Annotated in this window: 16 protein-coding genes; 3 read left to right on the top strand and 13 right to left on the bottom strand. The window is 54.2% G+C overall.

Features of this window, described 5'->3' with window-relative positions:
* Positions 1-93 precede the first annotated feature (93 nt).
* Entirely contained in the window at positions 94-1557 is a 1464-nt protein-coding gene (locus tag aalo17_RS00215; RefSeq protein WP_067553995.1) for an alpha-amylase, read from the top strand.
* Positions 1558-1656: 99 nt separating this feature from the next.
* On the opposite strand, the gene aalo17_RS00210 is transcribed toward aalo17_RS00215, so the two are convergent.
* From aalo17_RS00210 to tnpB, 5 genes are all read right to left on the bottom strand, one after another.
* Positions 1657-2562: a DUF4097 family beta strand repeat-containing protein gene (locus tag aalo17_RS00210; RefSeq protein ID WP_145907363.1), complete on the bottom strand. Its 906-nt coding sequence runs from the start codon at positions 2560-2562 to the stop codon at positions 1657-1659.
* The gene (locus aalo17_RS00205; protein ID WP_067553989.1) at positions 2555-3295 is read right to left on the bottom strand and encodes a DUF1700 domain-containing protein; all 741 of its coding nucleotides are present in this window, start codon (positions 3293-3295) and stop codon (positions 2555-2557) included. The genes aalo17_RS00210 and aalo17_RS00205 overlap by 8 nt, the downstream gene beginning before the upstream one ends.
* On the bottom strand, positions 3282-3623 hold the full coding sequence (locus aalo17_RS00200) for a PadR family transcriptional regulator (RefSeq protein WP_248845126.1): 342 nt from the start codon (positions 3621-3623) through the stop codon (positions 3282-3284). Before aalo17_RS00200 ends, aalo17_RS00205 begins: the two co-directional genes overlap by 14 nt.
* Before the next feature lie 188 nt (positions 3624-3811).
* A complete protein-coding gene (tnpC, locus tag aalo17_RS00195; protein WP_075884548.1) occupies positions 3812-5485 on the bottom strand; it encodes an IS66 family transposase in 1674 nt (557 codons plus the stop codon).
* 124 nt (positions 5486-5609) lie between these two features.
* Entirely contained in the window at positions 5610-5963 is a 354-nt protein-coding gene (tnpB, locus tag aalo17_RS00190; protein WP_067553980.1) for an IS66 family insertion sequence element accessory protein TnpB, read from the bottom strand.
* Positions 5964-6372: 409 nt separating this feature from the next.
* Between tnpB and aalo17_RS12515 the strand changes: the two genes are divergently transcribed.
* Together aalo17_RS12515 and aalo17_RS00180 are read left to right on the top strand one after the other, a co-directional pair.
* Complete coding sequence (locus aalo17_RS12515) at positions 6373-6966, top strand: DUF6431 domain-containing protein (protein WP_145907361.1); 594 nt, start codon at positions 6373-6375, stop codon at positions 6964-6966.
* Positions 6967-6980: 14 nt separating this feature from the next.
* On the top strand, positions 6981-8471 hold the full coding sequence (locus aalo17_RS00180) for an ISL3 family transposase (RefSeq protein ID WP_158507643.1): 1491 nt from the start codon (positions 6981-6983) through the stop codon (positions 8469-8471).
* A 202-nt stretch (positions 8472-8673) separates the two neighbouring features.
* Here aalo17_RS00180 and ltrA read toward each other — a convergent pair whose 3' ends face one another.
* From ltrA to purE, 8 genes are all read right to left on the bottom strand, one after another.
* Positions 8674-10023 (bottom strand): group II intron reverse transcriptase/maturase, encoded by a 1350-nt coding sequence (gene ltrA / locus aalo17_RS00175; RefSeq protein ID WP_067553967.1) that lies wholly within the window; start codon positions 10021-10023, stop codon positions 8674-8676.
* 589 nt (positions 10024-10612) lie between these two features.
* Positions 10613-10774 carry a rubredoxin gene (gene rd / locus aalo17_RS00170; RefSeq protein WP_067553961.1) on the bottom strand — a complete coding sequence of 54 codons (162 nt, stop codon included), beginning with the start codon at positions 10772-10774 and terminating at the stop codon, positions 10613-10615.
* Between the two features lie 41 nt (positions 10775-10815).
* Entirely contained in the window at positions 10816-12348 is a 1533-nt protein-coding gene (gene purH, locus aalo17_RS00165) for a bifunctional phosphoribosylaminoimidazolecarboxamide formyltransferase/IMP cyclohydrolase (protein WP_067553958.1), read from the bottom strand.
* A gap of 57 nt (positions 12349-12405) precedes the next feature.
* Positions 12406-12978, bottom strand: coding sequence for a phosphoribosylglycinamide formyltransferase (purN, locus tag aalo17_RS00160; protein WP_067553955.1), 573 nt, complete (start codon positions 12976-12978; stop codon positions 12406-12408).
* Entirely contained in the window at positions 12975-14003 is a 1029-nt protein-coding gene (gene purM, locus aalo17_RS00155) for a phosphoribosylformylglycinamidine cyclo-ligase (protein WP_067553952.1), read from the bottom strand. Before purM ends, purN begins: the two co-directional genes overlap by 4 nt.
* Positions 13987-15372, bottom strand: a complete 1386-nt coding sequence (locus aalo17_RS00150) for an amidophosphoribosyltransferase (RefSeq protein ID WP_067553949.1) — start codon at positions 15370-15372, stop codon at positions 13987-13989. The genes purM and aalo17_RS00150 overlap by 17 nt, the downstream gene beginning before the upstream one ends.
* The gene (locus aalo17_RS00145; protein WP_067553945.1) at positions 15369-19064 is read right to left on the bottom strand and encodes a phosphoribosylformylglycinamidine synthase; all 3696 of its coding nucleotides are present in this window, start codon (positions 19062-19064) and stop codon (positions 15369-15371) included. Before aalo17_RS00145 ends, aalo17_RS00150 begins: the two co-directional genes overlap by 4 nt.
* Positions 19064-19555: a 5-(carboxyamino)imidazole ribonucleotide mutase gene (gene purE, locus aalo17_RS00140; protein WP_067553942.1), complete on the bottom strand. Its 492-nt coding sequence runs from the start codon at positions 19553-19555 to the stop codon at positions 19064-19066. The genes aalo17_RS00145 and purE overlap by 1 nt, the downstream gene beginning before the upstream one ends.
* Between the last annotated feature and the right edge of the window lie 182 nt (positions 19556-19737).

The raw sequence follows: 19737 nt of genomic DNA, 5'->3' as shown, positions 1-19737 counted from the left end.
CAGGAACATGAAGGGTATGAGACCCCCGGGATTCAGCAGGGGGCGACGGACTGAACAGGATGTCCGGAACCCATCGGGAAGGAGAAAACAAACATGGCAAGGAACGAGACACTGATTCAGTACTTTGAATGGGATCTGGGTCCTGACTGCAGACTGTGGCGCCAGGTCTCTGCCCAGGCGGGGTTTCTGAAACGACTGGGAATCACCGGTGTCTGGCTGCCGCCTGCGTTCAAGGGCCAGGGCGGATGCCAGGATACGGGGTATGGGGTCTATGATTTGTATGACCTGGGAGAATTTCGTCAAAAAGGCGGAATCCCAACAAAATATGGTACGAGGAAACAGTACCTGTCTGCCATTTCCGCTCTCCAGAAACGCGACATTCAGGTTCTGGCCGATATTGTCCTGAATCACCGCATGGGGGCGGATCACACAGAAACCGTCCAGGCCCGGACCGTGGACCGGATGAATCGTGAACGGATACTCCAGGATCTGCATCCTGTGGATGTCTGGACTGCATTCACCTTTCCCGCCCGGCAGGGGAAGTATTCCGGCTTTCAGTGGCACTGGCAGGATTTCACGGGAACGGACATGGATGATGGCCATGGGTCGCGGCAGATCCTTCTCTTCGAGGGCAAACACTGGAACCCCAATGTATCTCCGGAACTCGGGAATTTTGACTATGTCATGGGCGCCGATGTGGATTTCACGAATGAGGAAGTGCATCAGGAGCTGTACAGCTGGGGAAAATGGTATACAGAGACAACAGGCGTGAACGGATTCCGCCTCGATTCTCTGAAATCCATCGATTCTCATTTCTTTGAACAATGGCTGAAGGCCATGCATCAGACCGGCAATCATCCGGATCTGTTCATCGGCGAGTACTGGTCCGGGGATGTGTTTGTCCTGAAGAACTACCTGGAGCAGTGCAGACACTGCATGCGGCTGATGGATGTGCCACTGCATTACCACCTGCAGCAGGCAGCAAGCTCCAATGGCCACTATGATATCCGCAATCTCTTTCACTACACGTTGTCTGAAACCGATCCGGGCTTCGCAGCGGCTTTTGTGGACAACCACGACACACAGCCCGGTCAGGCACTGGAGTCCTGGATCATGGACTGGTTCAGGCCCCAGGCGTATGCCTCGATTCTCCTCAGCCGCTGTCAGCTGCCCATTGTGTTCTATGGTGACCTGTATGGACTGAAGCGGGGAAATCCTCCGGTTCCGTTTCTCAGGGAGATGATCTGGATCCGGCACAATCTGCTGACAGACAATATTGTGGATCTCTGTGACGATGATCCGCAGAAAGCCTGCTGGATGGCCTGGGGGCGGCACCCGGTGATTGTGCTGTATACCATTGCGGACTGGAAACAGAGAAGTTTCTGCGAACCGCGTCTGGCAGGCAGAACAATCACGGATATCACCGATCCGGGTCATACCCTGACCTTCGATGACCGGGGCCAGGTGACTGTCACCTGTCGCCCAGGGGGTCTGGCGGTGTATCTTCTGAAAGAGGACTGGATGAAGCTGAAGAAAGTCAGGATCCATCTTCAGTGAAAATACCGGACTGGCTGGCTGTTCCCTTGGCAGGGACAGGCCTGGCTGATCCGGTTTTTTTTCACAGGTTCTGCCATGGCTGATATGGCTCTGCCTGTTTCAGTCTTTCTCTGCTTTTCCGCTTGCGGGAAACTCCCGGATGGTCTGAATATCACCGTCCAGGTCCAGGTCCAGACTTCCCATGGAGACACCGACCCGGATCACGGGACCTTTTCCTGTTTCAGTCTCTTTCGTATTCGTGCGCAGCATCCCGGATTCGGCTTTGGTACCGTTGACGGTCAGATCACCCATATCTGCATTGAGGTCCAGCAGCGCGTTTTTCTGCCGCAGGTCCATCGTGGCACTGCCCATGGACACCTCTGCATCCAGCTGGCCGGTCACTTTGCATCCGGTCATGGTCAGACTTCCCATATCCACTGTCACTGTTCCGTTCTGCATATCCACGTTCCGCATATCTGCATCTCCCATGGATACAGAGGCGTTCAGAGATCCGGCCATGACGCCGGAGAGTTTCAGAGTGCCCATATCAAGAACCGCATCAATGGACTGCAGGCTGATTCCCGACAGTTCCAGGCCGCCCATGGACAGGTTCACTGTCAGATTTTTCATCGCTTCGGGTACAGTGACCTGGACCACTGTTTCCGGATTGCTGCCTGCAAGGAACTGGTCGTCGTCCATGGAAGCGCTGAACACAGCTTCCTTTCCCTGGACGCTGTATTCAGTGTTCCAGTCGTCGCGGACCTCACTGTCTGCAGGTTTCAGTCCATGAGTCAGGATTTCAAACCGGTCTCCTTTGCGGATAATCACACTGGTGGCTTCCAGATTCAGGTCCAGGGACTGGATCTGACTGTCCCCTTGATAGTGGCAGTCGGTATCTGCATAGGGACTCATACCCTGCAGAGTGGCCAGATTCATGACCCGGGGACCGAGCATCACCCGGCACCCCAGCATCAGCAGGCCTCCTGCCAGCAACAGGCAAAGACCCCATTTTGCAAGTTTACGCACAGTTTTTTCCCTTTCCTTTCTCTTTCAGCCGGCGATACAGCGTCGAAAGTTTCTCAACCAGCATGGGAAATCCATTCCGGAAGACCCACCAGAGCCCCGCGGTTCCCAGACAGAACAGCCCCAGACCTGCCATTACGGTCCCCAGAAGATACAAAGAACCGGCGGGGTCTGCAGGAAGCAAAGCGAACATTTTCCAGAGCATCACACAGGCGCTGAACAGCCCTGCTGCACAGATCACGACCAGGGCCAGAAGCAGAGCCAGGATGACCAGAGCCGCTGCAAGCAGCAGGCAAAGAACACAGGCTGCCAGAGGCAGGGACAGCGGAAGGGAAAGAATTCCGAGTATCAGGATCCAGAGATTCCGTCTCTCCGTATGTGCTGCTGACCGGATTCCGGCAGCATACGAAGGCTGGCCGGATGTGGATCCTCCGGTCCTCCGGGATGTATACTCCCCATGTCCCTGATATGTGTCCTGTCTGTATGGATTCTGGCTTCGGGATCCTGCCGGCTGCCCGGCCATCCTCAGACCCTGTGGCAGCGGAGGTACCTGAGCCACGAGATCTGCCTTCATCTGACGGGCACAGCTCTCCGGTGATCCCAGCGCCTCCAGGGCTTCCTTTTCCCCTGCCTCATCAAAATATTCCGCCACATAGTCCAGGATATCGCCGGTCTCCTCCTGTCCAATCCCCTGCAGGTTTTTTTCCAGGATCTCCAGGTACTCACGTTTTGTCATCCTGCCACTCTCCTTCCAGTATCCGGTCTATCCCGGCTGTCAGCTGACGCCATTCACTGCAGTACTGCGTCAGCCTTTCCCTTCCTGCTGCCGTCATCCGGTAGTACCGCCGGTTGCGGCCATCCATTTCCGTGTCATAGGTCTCCAGCAGTCCTTCTTTTTTCAGCCGCCGGAGCACGGGATACAATGCCGACTCGGATACATCCAGCACCTGCCGAACCTGTCTGGTGAGCCGGTATCCGTAAAGATCTTCCCGGTCAAGAACTGCCAGCACACACATCTCCAGCAGTCCGCCTCCTGTCTGTATCAGCATACGTTCTCCTTTCATCTATATTATATGACGAATAATATTGGAGATTCTTACAGCTTTCGAAAGATTCCCGAATGGTTTTGCAAAACCCGTTCTCCGGTTTCTGTAAAGCCTGAAGGCCCCCCATTTGTAAGCGACGTTAATTGCCCATATTAAAACAGGACTGATTCCCTGTACCATCATGGTATTGGGGACAGTCCTGTTTTCTATTTCTTATACAGATGTCCTGGAAGTGTCCTGGAGTATGGAAGCAGGTCTTCGAGTACTTCCTCTCTGATCCCTTCGTTCTTCAGCCTTGTCAGCACATATTCGATGTACTTCTCAGGCACCAGCCCATTCATGATTGCCGATTGGCTCAGACTGTACCATACTGCTGTTGCTTCCGCTCCTGCTTCCGTGTCCGCAAACAGGAACCCCTTCCGGCCTATCACGAACGGCTTCACCATCCGCTCCGCCAGGTTATTGTCGATCGGATAGTTCCCATCCTCCAGATAAAGGGCCAGCGAGTCTTTCCTTTTCAGGAAGTAGTTTGCTCCCTTTACTGCTTTCGAACCACTATCAAAACTCCGGGCGATCCGCTCCATTCCTGCGATCACCTGGTCAAAAAGCGGTTTAGACTCTTTCTGCCTCAGTTCGTATACTTCTTCCCGACTCAGTTTCTTCTTTTTCGCTCTGCTCTCCACCTCATAAAGCCTGTTGATGTTCCCAAGTGGCTCCAACAGGATCCCCAGTGCCGGATTCTCCCTGATATGTTTCAGTTTCATTTCTGTATCGTCTGGCAGATTCTTGAATGTCTGGTAGTCTGCACGGATCTTCACCGCATCATACAGATGCCGCCTCGCATGGGCCATACAACTCAGATGGATGGCTGCTGTGTAATTATCGTAGCCTTCGAATCCGTCTGACATCAGGGCCTTTTCGAATCCTTCTCCCAGGAATTCCCATACGAACTTCTGGGCCCTGCTCTTCTTGAACTGATATATGACCATCTGTCTGGCTTCATGCTCTGCGCTGACCCCGACGATCATGTAACAGTTCGTCCGATCCTGATCCCGACTCACTTCCAGGCATTTCAGTACGGTCTCATCCATATGGACCACATCACATTCCCTGAAATCCTGTATCATCCTGTCCACCAGAGCTTCTCCATAGATCTGGGAAGAACGGATCATCCAGCTGGCCATGATACTCCTGCTGAGGTTGAATCCTCTTCGCTGCCAGTCTTGTTCCTGTCTGTAAAGAGGCAGTCCCATGACTGTTTTCTGGGCTATGATGTGGGACACAAGAGAAGGCGAAGACATCGTATTCTCCAGAAGCGGTGCTTCTTTGCGGGCAGCCGGGATCATCACAGGCTTTCCATCCTCATCTTCACAACCTTTGGGGCAGACATAATTATGATCCACTTCCACTTCGACATAGAGGCGCTGCGGAACGTATTTGATGGTCCGGTGTACAGTCGGTTTCAGCTCCTTCATGGCTGTGCCACATACAGGGCACACCGGGTCCTTGCCTGCATCCGGATACACATCGATGATCTTTTCAGGAAGCGCCTTTGCTTTCTCCTTCATGGATCTGCGCTTTTTGGGGGACGCCGGTCTCTCTTTGCTCACAGTTTCCAGGACAGCTGATTCATCCAGGTCTTCGGGAGAAGACGTGGATGCGATCTCTTCCGCCTCGTTGAACAGGGATATGAAAAGCTGCTCGCTTTTGGAAGCGAAGCGGTCCATGGCCGCCTTCCTGTTGATCTGGTCTTTCAGGAACAGGTTGTCGGCCAGGAAGAGAGCGGCATCGACCAGGTCATCATGATCCAGAGATTCGAGGCTTTCTTTCATGGATTTGCGGGTGTAGTTTTCGAAGTCAAAAGAAGATAAGAAGTCCATGGCAAAAGTATAGGATAAAGAGGAAAAGGGGCAAACTGAAATGCCTTAAATAATTATTATGCTCACAGTTCCAGAAATGGTTCATTCGATATGACTGAAAACGGTCAGGGATCAGGAAATCTGTCTAGATATATTGAGGCATCACATGCCTGAAAGCCCGCTTCTGGTTTATGTCCAGTCCTTCCAAAAGCCAGTCCAGCTGCTGTGGGGAGATCTGCAGAAACGGATCCGGGGAACTCATCCGCCATTTGAAGGTTCCTTTGCTCAGCTGCTTGTGAAGGAGCCAGAACCCTGTACCGTCATAATGGAGGAGCTTAAGCTTGTTGTGTCGTTTGTTGGTGAAGACGAACATTGCATTCTGGAATGGATCAGTGTTCAGGATCGACTGGACGTATGTACCCAGTCCATCTATGCCTTTGCGAAAGTCCACAGGTTCAGTGACCAGGTATAATCGGGAAATATCATCAAGTCCAGTCATGTAAAATCCCTCCGTGCCGGTATTGTCCCGCTACGGAGGGATTTGTCATAGATGGGTAATTAACGAATACGCAAAATTGGACAGGGTCCACCCCCTTCAATAAAGCGACCTTAGGGTCGATCACCAAAGTCATAAAAGGTAGCTCCGAACCTTCATGGAGGTTCTAAAGCTGCCTTGTTTTGTTATAGTTGAATTAAGGAGTTATAGGGAGAGAATAACGAAGATTTCCCTGTGTTTATTGGTGAAAGTGGCTGAATGAAGATACTTTGGCAGTTCTCCGCTTAAGGAGGGAGTCAGTACCCCCTTCCAGTCACTGAAACAGTGATATCAGGAACTTTGTGATGAAACAAAAAAAAGGAGCAGAGCCCAATTGATTGCCGTCAAGTTCTGCCGCTCCCTGTCTAATGACATGATCATGGTACCGGGAAATCACCCTGAAATCAATTCATCTTTCCAGAATGGATATCAAAAAACTTGTAACAGGTTCTTCGCTGGTACCAGGAAATGCCCTGATTGCCATGATGGTAAGCTGTACCGTCATGGTTCCTATCTCCGCAGTTTCGAAAGTCCCGTAAACGGCGTTCGTGACGAGGTGCTGATCCAGCGTGCAAAATGTTCCGTATGCGGTAAAACTCATGCCCTCATCCCCGCTGAACTTGTTCCCTTCTCCCGCGTTCCGCTGCTGGCACAATTCCTGATAGCGGTCATGGCCGGCCTGTTCAAAGGCCCTGATCGCACTCTCCGTCAGGCAGAGTGCGAACTTGCCCGTTACGCTTTGCCTCCTGTCGTGATCCGCTATATCTCCAAACACATCGCCCAATACTGGTCTGATTTCCTTTCACTATTCTTAGACGCCACGCTGGAGGAATTGTGTCTTTTAGCCTGGAAAGACAGGAATAAACAACTTTTCCAAATGTCTAGATATGAGATCGCACAAAGTTTTCCACCATTCCACACAGCTTTTATGACTCACCCCGTATCCTCTGCGATGATGACATCGTGAACAGGAGGAATACCGTGTTGAATGCAGAAAAAGAATTCATGGTGGACTTTTTCGGGCTGGAACCAGGTGAGATCGAGGACATCAGCTATACCAGGCAGTCCGACAAACGACCTATACTGCGTGTCATTCTCACCAATGATCACGATCCTTGCCCTGACTGCGGTTGCCCGCATCCCAGGGTGAAGGAATATATCCCAAAGAAGATCAAATATGCGGATGGAGCTGGCAGGGACTGTATCCTGCTTTATCATGCCAGACGGTTCAAATGCCCAGCCTGCCACCGCACTTACTATGAGCCTTCTCCTTTCGTTCAGAAAAAGGGAAAGATCGCGGATAAAGTCGTATTCGACATATTGAAGGATCTCAAGGACTACAACCAGACCTTCGCTTCGGTAGGCCGCAAATACTGCGTTTCAGCCACCACGGTGTCCAATATCTTCGACGCCCATGTAGAGATCCCCAGGAAGAAGCTACCGTCACTCCTGTGCATAGACGAGGTCTATGCGATGAAGACCCAGGGAAGCAAGTATGTATGTCTGCTCCTTGATTTTGAAAAGCAGACACCTGTGGATCTGCTTCCAAACCGCTGGCTCCCTTCACTGCTTGAATATATGAGTCTGATCCCCGAGGAGGAAAGACTCGGAGTCAAAGCGGTCTGTTTCGATATGTACCCGGCTTACAGGAAAATGGTGAAAGCCTGCTTCCCCAACGCCATTGGCGTGGTGGACAGGTTCCATGTGATGCAGGAATTCACCCGCAGGCTGACAAAAGTCAGGATCCGGGTCATGAACAGGACCAGAGCCAGGCGGGAAAGGCTGAAGGAAGAAATGAAGGCCGTGGAAAGCGACTTCCCAAGGGAAAGATACCGGGACGATCCGTGCTGGCAGAGGATATCCGCTGACTGGCAGAAAACCTCTGACCAGTATTATGTACTGAAGCATTTCCACTGGCTCCTCTCAAAAGATGAGGATCTGGATATCTTTGACCCAGGGAGAGAAGGACAATACAACCGACATTTTCAAAAATATATGACGCTCCTGCAGCTGCGGGAGATTCTTCTGGGTATCGACCCTGAACTGGAAGAAGCAGTGCGTTTGAAAAGGGTTTTGACTCACATGTATGAGTCGGGAACATATGATAAAGCAGGAGAACAGCTGTTCAACGAAACTTATGTAGCGTTCAGGAACAGTTCCATCAAAGAGATGAACGGATTCTCCAGAACGATGAAGGAATGGAGAGATGAGATCTTCAATTCCTTCAACACAGTGACTGTTGAATACATGGTCAACAGGAGGAGCGAATATACGATCAAAAGCGTAAGGCTCCACAACGGGATCATTGAGAACCGCAACAAAATGATCAAGTGCATGAAACACAATTCCTATGGCTTTACCAACTGGGTCAGGTTCAGGAATCGTGTAATGTATGTGCTCGATCCAAAAGCGACATATTCTCTGGAGCCCAGGTTCGGCAGTAAGGCTGTGAAAAAGAAGAAAAACAAGTAGAATCAGGGGCTGCCCACAAAGTGGACAGCCCCTGAGTGCTTACTGTGATGTTCAAATTCCAAAGCTCTGTAGGGTAACGGAAACCCTAAGGTATCTTTGGATGGGGTTAGTCTTCCTCCCTATCCAATTTTGGAGTGCCTAATTAACGTCGCTTACCCCCATTTCGCACATTTCATAATCGAGTAGGTGTCATCTGACCCTCTCACACCACCCAGCGTGCCGTTCGGCACTGGGCGGTTCGTACAAATGTTTTCATGAACCTTACTGCCACCGTATCGAAGTATTCCTCCATGGATAGAAGGCCTTTCTTTTTCAGGTGTATATTTCTGATATACTTGTTCAGGAATGTGATTGCACAACGGACATATCCCTGTCGTGCACACGCATATGAGTGAGCCTTGTCTCTGGGACATCCCAGTTTGATGAGGCTCTCTTCTTTTTTCCTGATGCTTTTCCACTGCTTCCAGATGATGGCCCTGATTCTTCTCCGGAGCTTGCTGTCCAGTTTGCGCACCGTTTCTTTATACAGCCATGCACACCTGAAATAATTGCTCCATCCCCTGATGACCTGATTGATTTTTTCAATCCTCTCCTCAAGAGATACGCTCCAGTTCCGTTTTGTCAGCTTCATTATCTTCTGCTCGAACTCATGAATGGACTTCTCATGCGGTATCGCCTTCCATTCCCTTTTGTTCCTTTTGAAGCCAAACCCCAGATATTTCACTTCATCCGGTCTGGCCACTTTCGATTTTGAAGCATTCACTTCCAGCTTCAGCTTCTTTTCAAGATAGTTGCTGAATGACTTCATCACTCTGTTGGCGGCGGCTTCCGATTTCACATAGATGAGCATATCGTCTGCGTATCTCGTGAATCTCAGCCCTCTGCTTTCCAGTTCCTTGTCTGCCTGGTCCAGATAGATGTTGGCCAGTACCGGCGAAAGCGGCCCTCCCTGCGGGATGCCTCTTTCTGTCCTGACAAGCCTTCCGTCTATCATGACTCCCGCTCTGACGAACTTCCTTGTCAGCGACGTGACGTCCCTGTTATGGAACAGGTTGTCTATCAGTCGTATCAGTCTGTCCTGGTCCACCGTGTCGAAGAATTTCCTCAGGTCGATGTCGACGATCCAGTCATACCCGTCGTTCATGAACTCAAGGCCTTTCAGTATCGCCTGTTCACATCTCCTGTTCTTCCTGAACCCGTATGAGCTGTTGCTCATCTCGAAGTCCTTCCTGTAATCCAGATAGTTTGCCAGACAGGCCTGTATGACTCTATCTCTGGCAGCCGGGACATTGAGCCCCCGCAGGCTCCCATCCGGTTTCGGGATATCGGTCCTTTTGGCTGGCAGTGGTTTATAACTGCGGCCCAGTATCTGTTCCCGCAGTCGCTCCCAATACTCTCCGGGGCAGGCAGGAAGTTCTCTGGCTTTGACTCCATCTACCCCTGCAGCTCCATTGTTTCGCCGTACCTGTCTGCACGCATTGGTCAGGTTCTCCATGGAGAAGATTTCCTGTGTGCTCAGGTCTTCCGGCTGTATCAGTCTGGTCTGGTTCATGGCTGCTCCTTTCTTTCACGTGTTCCTGCACTGCCCTTCCTTACTCATCTTCAGGGGCTCTCTGGGTTTGTCCTTTATCGGTTTGTTGTGCAGGACGCATTCCTGATATTTGCAGTAAATTGTACGTTCGGCCCTTCACTCCATCCCCATTACAGGGACTTCTTCGCTACTATGGCCTCGGCTGACTTCCTGCCATTCGTTATTACTGCGGGAAGGGGGTCATCATGGTTTGATGATTCCTCTCGCTGGCAGGACCTCCCCGGGTAAGGTCATACATCTTTCATTCCATATACCTGCCGCATTTACCCCAGACAGTCATCCGCAACTATTACGACTTTGCGCTGTTTCGCACGCTCGTCTCCGTCTGTGGCCTTATATGCGGTTCGTGTTCCTCAGGCCGGAACTTTGCCGCCGGGCTTCTTTCAGAACTCCTGTTACCAGTGAGCCCCTTGCCTTGAGCTAATGGTTAGCGGTTGCGATGATACGCTCCCATAGTGGACTTTCACCACCTGGATGTATGCCATGCCGGGCACACAAAAAAAACAGGTCCACCACTTGCAGACCTGTCTTTTTTCATCCCTTCCGGGGATCAGTCCATTTTCTCAAAATCGGATTTGGGAACGCCGCAAACCGGGCATACCCAGGAATCGGGGATATCTGCAAATGCAGTTCCGGGAGCCACGCCGTTGTCAGGATCGCCTTCCGCCGGGTCGTAGATATACCCGCAGACTGTGCATACATATTTATCCATGAAAGAATCTCCTTTCTGATGACTTTTTTATATCACAGAGATCAGTGTTTGAAATGGCGAACGCCCGTGAATACCATGGCAATGCCGGCCTGGTTGCATGCATCGATGGAGAGCTGGTCCTTGATGGACCCACCCGGCTGAATAATGGCCGTGACACCGGCAGCGGCAGCCGCTTCCACCGTATCAGGCATGGGGAAGAACGCATCGGATGCCATAACCGACCCGGATGCCTTCGGGCCGGCCTGTTCGATGGCAATTTTTGCAGCCCCCACACGGTTCATCTGACCGGCACCCACGCCGATCGTCATGTCGTCCTTGACCAGGACGATGGCATTGGACTTCACGTGCTTCACAACCTTCCAGCCAAAGAGCAGCTGCCGGAGTTCTTCCTCCGTGGGCTTTCTGTCCGTCACACACTCCAGTTCGTCTGCCGTGACGCTTTTCACATCCATGTCCTGTACCAGCAGGCCGTCGTTGACATTTGTGTATTTCTTCGTGTTGCTGGGCTCCAGCGTGGTGTCGAGCTTCATTAGCCGGATGTTTTTCTTCCGCTCCAGGATCTCCAGCGCTTCGGGTGTGAAGTCCGGAGCAATGATGATCTCCAGGAAGATTTTGGACAGCTTTTCCGCCAGTTCCTCATCCACCGGTTCATTCAGCGCCACAATGCCGCCAAAGATGGAAACCGGGTCTGCCTCATAGGCCTTGTCCCAGGCTTCGCTGATCGTGTTCCCGATGCCCACGCCGCAGGGATTCATGTGCTTCAGGCCCACAGCCGCCGGCTGTCCCTGGAAATCCTTCAGGATCTCGATCGCCGCGTTGCCGTCCTGAATGTTGTTGTATGACAGCTCCTTGCCATGCAGCTGCACGGCATTGGCCAGGGAGTACTGCGGATTCATTCCCTTGTAGAACGCCGCATTCTGATGCGGGTTTTCACCGTACCGCAGATCCTGCACCTTGTCGAACGTGATCGTCATGCTCTCCGGGAACTGTTCGCCGGTTTTCTTCGTCAGGTAATCCGCAATCATCGCATCATACCGTGCAGTGTGCCGGAAGACCTTCGCCGCCAGGTGTTCCCGGGTTTCAGCAGCTGTCTCGCCGTTTTCCCGCAGCTCCTGCAGCACCTGCTCATAATCCGCCGGATCGCAGATCACGGGAATGAACCGGTAGTTCTTGGACGCCGACCGCAGCATGCTCGGGCCACCGATGTCGATGTTTTCTATGATCTCTTCATGAGATACGCCGGGTTTCTGCACCGTTTCCCGGAAGGGATACAGATTCACCACCACCATGTCGATGTCCTGGATCCCCAGGTCCCGGATCTGCTTCACATGCTCGGGATTGTCCCGGACACACAGCAGGGCGCCGTGGACATTCGGATGCAGCGTCTTCACCCGGCCATCCATGATTTCCGGGAACCCTGTCACATCGGAAATGCCGATGACATTCAGACCCGCTTCCTCCAGGGCCCGTTTTGTACCGCCCGTGGAAATGATTTCATACCCCAGTTCTTCCAGTCCCCGGGCAAAATCCCCCAGTCCTGTCTTGTCCGATACGCTGATGAGAGCTCGTTTCATACCTGATTCCTTTCCTTGTTGTTTCCTGTCTGTTCCAGCTGTGCAGACACCCGCCACTCAGTCCTGATCATGGACAGCCTGGTTCACCGCCCGCCAGAACAGATCGTATTCCTTTGCATGGACCGCGGCTTCCAGAGCCTCCAGTCCGCCGCTTTCCGGCACCGGTACCCGCTCCTGCAGAATCACCGGTCCGGTATCCACGCCTTCATCCACATAATGAACCGTCACACCGGTTTCCTTCACGCCCGCATTCCAGGCATCCAGGATCCCGTGTGCCCCCGGAAATTCCGGCAGATACGCCGGGTGAATGTTGATGATGGCATTCGGGTAAGCCGCCAGCAGTGTGGGGCCGACAAACCGCATATAGCCGGCCAGAATGATCAGTTCGACCTCCGCTCTGCGGAGAATGTCCAGGACCTCCGACTCGTAGTCCTTCTTGTCCCGCCCCTTTGCCTGAACGTAATGCGAGGAAATGCCATGGTCTCTCGCTCTTGTCAGGCCAAAGGCATCAGGCCGGTCGCTGATCACAGTGACGATCTGTGCCTCCAGATCACCGGCTTCCTGCCTTTTCAGCAGCGCCTCCAGATTTGTGCCGCTGCCGGAGACAAAGACAGCCGCCCGTTTCGTCATTCGATTTCTACCTTCCCGGATTCCGTGACCTCGCCGATGACGTAACTGGTTTCACCCATATCCGCCAGGATCTGCTGCGTCCGGGCGGCGTCTTCAGGTTTCACCGCCATGATGAAGCCGATGCCCATGTTGAAGACGTTGTACATTTCCTCTTCGTCGATGCTGCCGTATTTGGCAATGACATCGAAAATCTCCGGCCGCGGGAAGCTGTCCTTTTCGATCCGCACACCCTGTCCATCCTTCAGCATCCGGGGAATGTTCTCAAAGAATCCGCCTCCGGTAATGTGAGACATGCCGTGCACATCAATTTCCTCCAGAACCTTCAGGACCGGACGGACATAGATCCTGGTGGGAGTCAGCAGCACCTCTCCCAGTTCACGGCCATCCAGTTCCTCCATCTTCTGGTGAGGATCCAGTTTGGCATCCTTGAACAGAACCTTGCGGACCAGGGAAAAACCGTTGGAGTGCACACCGGTGGATGGCAGGCCGATCAGCACATCACCGTCCGCAATGTGTTCTCCGGTACGAATATCTTTTTTGTCCGCCGCTCCCACACAGAATCCGGCTACATCATAGTGATGCACATCATACATGTCCGGCATTTCCGCGGTCTCGCCGCCAATCAGGGCACACTGTGCGTCGACACAGCCATCTGCCACACCCTTGACGATCTGCTCGATCACTTCCGGGTGGTTCTTTCCCACCGCAATGTAATCCAGGAAAAACAGCGGCCGGGCACCCTGCACGAGCACATCATTGACACACATGGCCACAGCGTCGATGCCAATGGTGTCATGTTTGTCCATGGCAAAGGCAATCAGAAGCTTGGTTCCGACGCCATCTGTGCCGGAAACCAGCACCGGTTCCTTCATTCCGTAGCAGGAAAGATCAAACAATCCCCCGAAGGCCCCGATGGAATCCTGTGCTCCCCTGATTCTGGTTCTGTCGACATGACTGCGGATCCGCCGCACGGATTCATAGCCGGCTTCCAGACTCACACCGGCTTTTTCATACTGTTCTGCCATTTTCTTCATCCTTTCGTGTCTCTTCACCGCAGCCAAAGCAGGCGCGGCATGCTCTGATGCCCAGAGCCCGGGAGAACTCCTCCCTGGTCAGAAACCGGACAGAATCCGCCCGGATTTTTTCTTTCAGTTCTTCTTCTGTCCACCTGGCGCCGGCCAGCTCCTCTTTGCGGCTGCTTTCGGCTCCCTTCGTGCATTCAGTGCAGATCACAGGAGCTGCAATCCGGACATGGATCTTTGCAGCCCCTGCTTCCCGCAGCAGCTGGCAGATCCTTGCCGCCGTGCTTCCCCGCACAATGGAATCATCCACCAGAAACACCTCTTTGCCCGCCACCACCGACGAAATGGCGTTCAGCCGCACCCGCATTCCCTGTTCTCTCTGCATCCGCGTGGGGCGAATGAATGTCGAACCGATGTACCGGTTTTTGATCAGACCGGTTTCATAGGGAATGTTGAGTTCCCTCGCAAAGGCAGCCGCTGCATCAATGGCCGTATCCGGCACACCGATCACCATATCCGCCGTCTCCGTTTCTCCCTGTGCCAGGGCACGGCCGAACGCCTTGCGCGCACCGAGCACCCCGCGGCCGGAAAGAACAGAATCCGGTCTGGAAAAATAGACATATTCCATCGCACAGGGACCAAGACAGGGGCCGTCTGCCGGGAGCAGCCAGCGGCCTTCGCTGCCTTTGCCGAACCTGAGAAGTTCCCCGGGCTCCAGCTCCCGGATGTGTTCGGCTCCAAGAATCGACAGGGCTCCGGATTCCGTCGCAAAAGCCTTTCCTCCGGGCGCTGACGGGACATCCGCCACAAACAGGGACCTCGCGCCTTCCACACTCCGCATGGCATACAATGTGCTTTTGGTCATAAGCAGAAACGTCCAGGATCCCTGCATCTGCCGGCAGGCACGGGTGATTTTTTCAAACAGGTGCCCCGATTCCCTCTGTATGAGATGGGCAATGACCTCCGCATCCGACAGTCCCTGAAAAATCAGACCCTGATTTTCCATGGATTCGCGCAGAGCAGCCGCATTTTCAATCATGCCCGTGGATACAATGGCGAAGTGCCCCTGATAGGCGCGGACCATGACCGGCTGAAGATTCTCATCCATCCTGTCCTGTTCCAGACGAAGGCGCACCTGGCCAATGGCAGCAGTGCCGGGGCTTTCCTGTACGGGTTCGGCCTTCAGCAGTTCCGACAGGAGACCCCGCCGCTTGTAACAGCGCAGGGTTTCCCCGTCGGTGACCGCAATTCCCACACCATCCTGCCCGCGATGCTGCAGTCCATGGAGCAGCAGGGCGCAGTCAGCCGCGGCGTGCGGGACATTGAACAGACCTGCGATTCCCGCCATATCCTGCAGGATTTCGCGGCTCATGTGTTCTCGTCCGGCAGGGGGTTGCGGGTGAAGAACCGGACACCGGATGCAAAGATGTCCTGGTCTTTGTCCCCGTCAATGTTGATGAACAGGCCCTCTTCCCAGCGCTCGCTGTGACCCATTTTGCCCAGTACCCGGCCGTCTTCGCTGGTGATGCCTTCCACAGCCCAGGCCGATCCGTTGATGTTGTCTTCCCCCATCATGCTGGGTTTCCCTGTATCATCCACATACTGTGTGGCAATCTGCCCGCTGGCCGCCAGCTGCTTCAGGGTCTCTTCATCTGCCACGAACTTGCCCTCTCCATGGGAGAAAGCCACTGAATGCACCTGACCCGGTTTGAAGTCCTGCAGCCAGGGAGACTTTGTGCTGGTGATCCGTGTCCTGGCGATCCTGGACACATGGCGGTCGATGTCGTTGCGGAACAGCGTCGGGGCATCCTTCCCCTGCAGCCTGTCACCGCCCGGAAGCAGGCCTGACTTGATCAAAGCCTGGAACCCGTTGCAGATTCCCAGGATCAGCCCGTCGTTTTCCTTTCGCATCGCCTCCACGGCAGCTGCGATTTTCGGGTTTTTCAATACATTCGCAATGAATTTTCCCGATCCATCCGGTTCGTCCCCCGCCGAGAACCCCCCGACAATCATCAGGATCTGCGCCTTGCGGATTTCGTCTGCCAGCTGATCCACACTTTCATTCAGTGCCTCGGGCGTGCGGTCATTGAGGACAAACTGCTTCACCTGTGCGCCGGCACGTTCAAATCGCCTGGCGGTGTCCAGTTCGCAGTTCTGTCCCGGGAATACGGGAATCAGCACCTGCGGCTTTTCCACCCTGGTTCCGGCATACTGCTTTTCTCCCTGGACCAGGTCTGCAGCAGGCTGGCCTTCTCCATCCGCTGCCTTTCTCGGATACAGGCCTTCATATGTGGATGTCCAGGCGTCAAAGGCATCCTGCAGAGCCGTTGTCTGTCCGTTGATGGTGACTGTCTCATCCGCTGTGGTCTGCCCGATTTTTTCAAACCGTCCATCCTCCAGTGGTTCAGAGGCTTCCACGATCACGGAACCGATGCCAAATCCCCAGGGATCGTCAACAGTCACATCCGCACCGATCCAGTTTCCAAACGCCATTTTGGCCAGAGCCGCTGCGATCCCGCCATTGTTGACAGACCGGGCGGCCAGGACCTTCGGTGCCGCCTGACGCAATGCACGGAAACTGTCTTTCAGCTGTTCATAATCCGGACTGCCGTCTGCCAGCGGCCTGTGCGCCAGCAGGTACAGGTCATGACCGGCTCCGGCAAATTCTGCCGGCTTCACCTCATCGGCCTGACCGGTTGTCACGGCGAAGGTGATCACCGTGGGCGGCACATGAATGTCATTGAAGGTGCCGGACATGGAGTCTTTGCCGCCAATGGATGGGGTGCCGAAGGCCATCTGTGCGTCGATCAGACCCAGCATGGCTTCCAGAGGCCGTCCCCATTTCACGGGATCTTTTCCCAGCCGCTCGAAGTACTCCTGGTTGGATAGCCGTGCGCTGAGGGGATCCATGCCCAGGGCCGCCTGACGGGCCAGGGCTGCCACGACCGAATAGGCCGCGCCCAGATACGGGGAGCATTTCGCCACCACAGGATCAAAGCCGAAAGTCATGGCACTGACTGTGTTCGTGAACCCGTCCACCGGCAGCTTCTGTACGCTGCCTTCCTCCGGCGTCAGCTGTTTCCTGCCGCCAAAGGGCATCAGAACCGTGGACTTGCCGATGGATCCGTCGAACATCTCGGCAAGACCGATCTGGCAGGCCACATCCGGCCGCTTCAGGACCTCTGTCAGGGTCGTTTCCCTGGCGGGTGCAAAGGGATCGTCATCATAGTCCGAGGCAGTGACCACCACTTTCTGGTGCTGCCGGACGCCATTGGTATCCAGAAATGCCCGTGGCAGATCCACGATTGTCTTGCCGCGCCAGTTCATCACAAGACGTGGTTCTTCTGTCACCACAGCTGTCTGGACACAGTCCAGGTTTTCCTGACGGCACAGTTCCCGGAAGGCTTCGAATTCCTCTGCGGGAATGACCGCCGCCATTCGTTCCTGGCTTTCGGAAATTGCCAGTTCCGTGCCGTCCAGTCCTTCATACTTCACCGGCACGGCATCCAGGTCGATCACCAGGCCGTCCGCGAGTTCGCCAATGGCCACGGAGACACCGCCGGCACCAAAGTCGTTGGCCTTGCGGATGCGCCTGGTCACCTCCGGGTTCCGGAACAGGCGCTGGAGCTTGCGTTCTGTCAGCGCGTTGCCCTTCTGCACCTCGGAGGAGCACTTCTCGAGGCTGGTGTCTGTGTGCTCCTTGCTGGATCCGGTGGCACCCCCGATGCCGTCGCGGCCTGTGGCCCCGCCAATCAGAACCACAAAGTCTCCGGGCTGCGGTTTTTCCCGCTTCACATGGGATTTCGGGGCAGCACCGATCACGGCCCCGACTTCCATCCGCTTGGCTGTGTAGCCGTCGTCATAGATTTCCTCCACGAAGGTGGTGGGTAGGCCGATCTGGTTGCCATAGGAAGAGTAACCGCGGGCAGCAGTCCGGGAAATCTTCGACTGTGGCAGCTTGTGCTCCATGGTCTCGCTCACAGGCCGGTTGATGTCGCCGGCACCTGTGATCCGCATGGCCTGGTACACATAGCTGCGGCCGGACAGCGGATCCCGGATCGCGCCCCCGATGCAGGTGGCGGCCCCGCCGAAGGGCTCGATTTCCGTGGGATGGTTGTGTGTCTCGTTCTTGAACATCAGCAGCCAGGGCGTGTTCACTCCATCCTCATCCACGGTGATTTCGATGCTGCAGGCGTTGATTTCATCCGACACCTCCAGGTCTTCCAGCTGGCCGGTCTTTCGCATGTACTTGCCCACGAGACTGGCCATGTCCATCAGGGTGGATTCTTTCCTGCCTCCATGGACTTTGTTCCGGAGGTCCAGATAGTTTTCATACGCCTCCTGGAGACGTTTGTGCAGGCGGTTCTTTTCAAAGACCACATCTTCCAGGACGGTTTCAAATGTGGTGTGACGGCAGTGATCGGACCAGTAGGTATCCAGCACCCGGATCTCCGTCATGGTGGGATCCCGGTGTTCATCGTCCCGGAAATGGCCCTGCACAAACGCCAGGTCCTCCAGGCTCATGGCTAGCCCCAGTCTGTCATGCAGGGCAGTCAGAGCCTGTTCATCCATGCCGGTGAATTCTTCAATGACAGGAACCGGCTCCACCTGCACATCCTGGTCGTTGTCCAGGACCGTGAGGTCCTTCCGGCGGGATTCAACAGGGTTGATCACGTAGGCAGCAATGGCTTCTTTCTGAGCCTCTGTCACGTTTTCCATCTCCAGCAGGGTGCCGCTGCGGATCACAGCAGGTTTCCGGCCGGAAAGCAGCATCAGGCACTGCATGGCAGAATCCGCCCGCTGGTCGTACTGACCGGGGAGGAATTCAAAGGCAATCATGTCTTCGCCCTCCGGTTCGGCAATTTCATCCGTCACGGCTTCCGCCAGCACATGCTGTTTCAGCAGCGACACTTCTTCTTCATCGGCTCCGAAGATGTCATAAATGTTGTATTTCAGCAGACGGAACTCCTCCGGCAGATTCAGGGACTGACGGAGTTCATCCTCCAGGGAACGGCTTTCGACACGGAACCCGGGTTTCTTGCGGACAAAAATTCGTGTATTCATCAGAGCCTCGATCCTGCCAGGACCGTTTCAGCCTGGTCTTTCTTGAACTGCACCACTTTCTGCTGCACTTCAGCATCTGCAACGCCGATGATCTGGGCAGCGAGGATGGCGGCATTTTTGGATCCCGCCTTGCCAATGGCGACTGTGGCCACCGGCACACCCCCGGGCATCTGCACGGTGGAAAGCAAAGAATCCAGACCGCCGGAGACTTTGGTTTCCATGGGAACGCCAATGACCGGCAGCGGTGTCGAGCTTGCCAGTACACCGGCCAGATGTGCGGCTCCTCCTGCGGCGGCAATGATCACCGCCACACCAGTGTCGACAGCTGTTTTGGACAGTGCCAGTACGGCTTCGGGCGTGCGGTGGGCACTCAGAATGCGGACTTCAAAGGGGATGCCGAATGTTGTCAGCATCTCCATGCAGGATTCCATCTGCGGCAGGTCGGACCGCGACCCCATTACGATCAGGACGGAATGTTTCACAGGACTCACCGTTTCCTTTCTTTTGTCATCAGGACGAAAAAAGCGCACCGTGTTTCAGGTACGCTGAAAAAGACTTCTGCAGTATCTTCTGTCGTCAATCTCGTTAAGACCATAACCAGACCCTCCAAAAGCGGGGATTTCCCCTATGAGTCATATTACCGCAGGTCATTGGAATTGACAATCTCTATTTC

The organism is Faecalibaculum rodentium (assembly GCF_001564455.1).
GTDB lineage: Bacteria > Bacillota_I > Bacilli_A > Erysipelotrichales > Erysipelotrichaceae > Faecalibaculum > Faecalibaculum rodentium.
The sequence above is the reverse complement of the archived record's forward strand: the minus strand, read 5'-3'. Positions and strand labels throughout refer to the sequence as shown.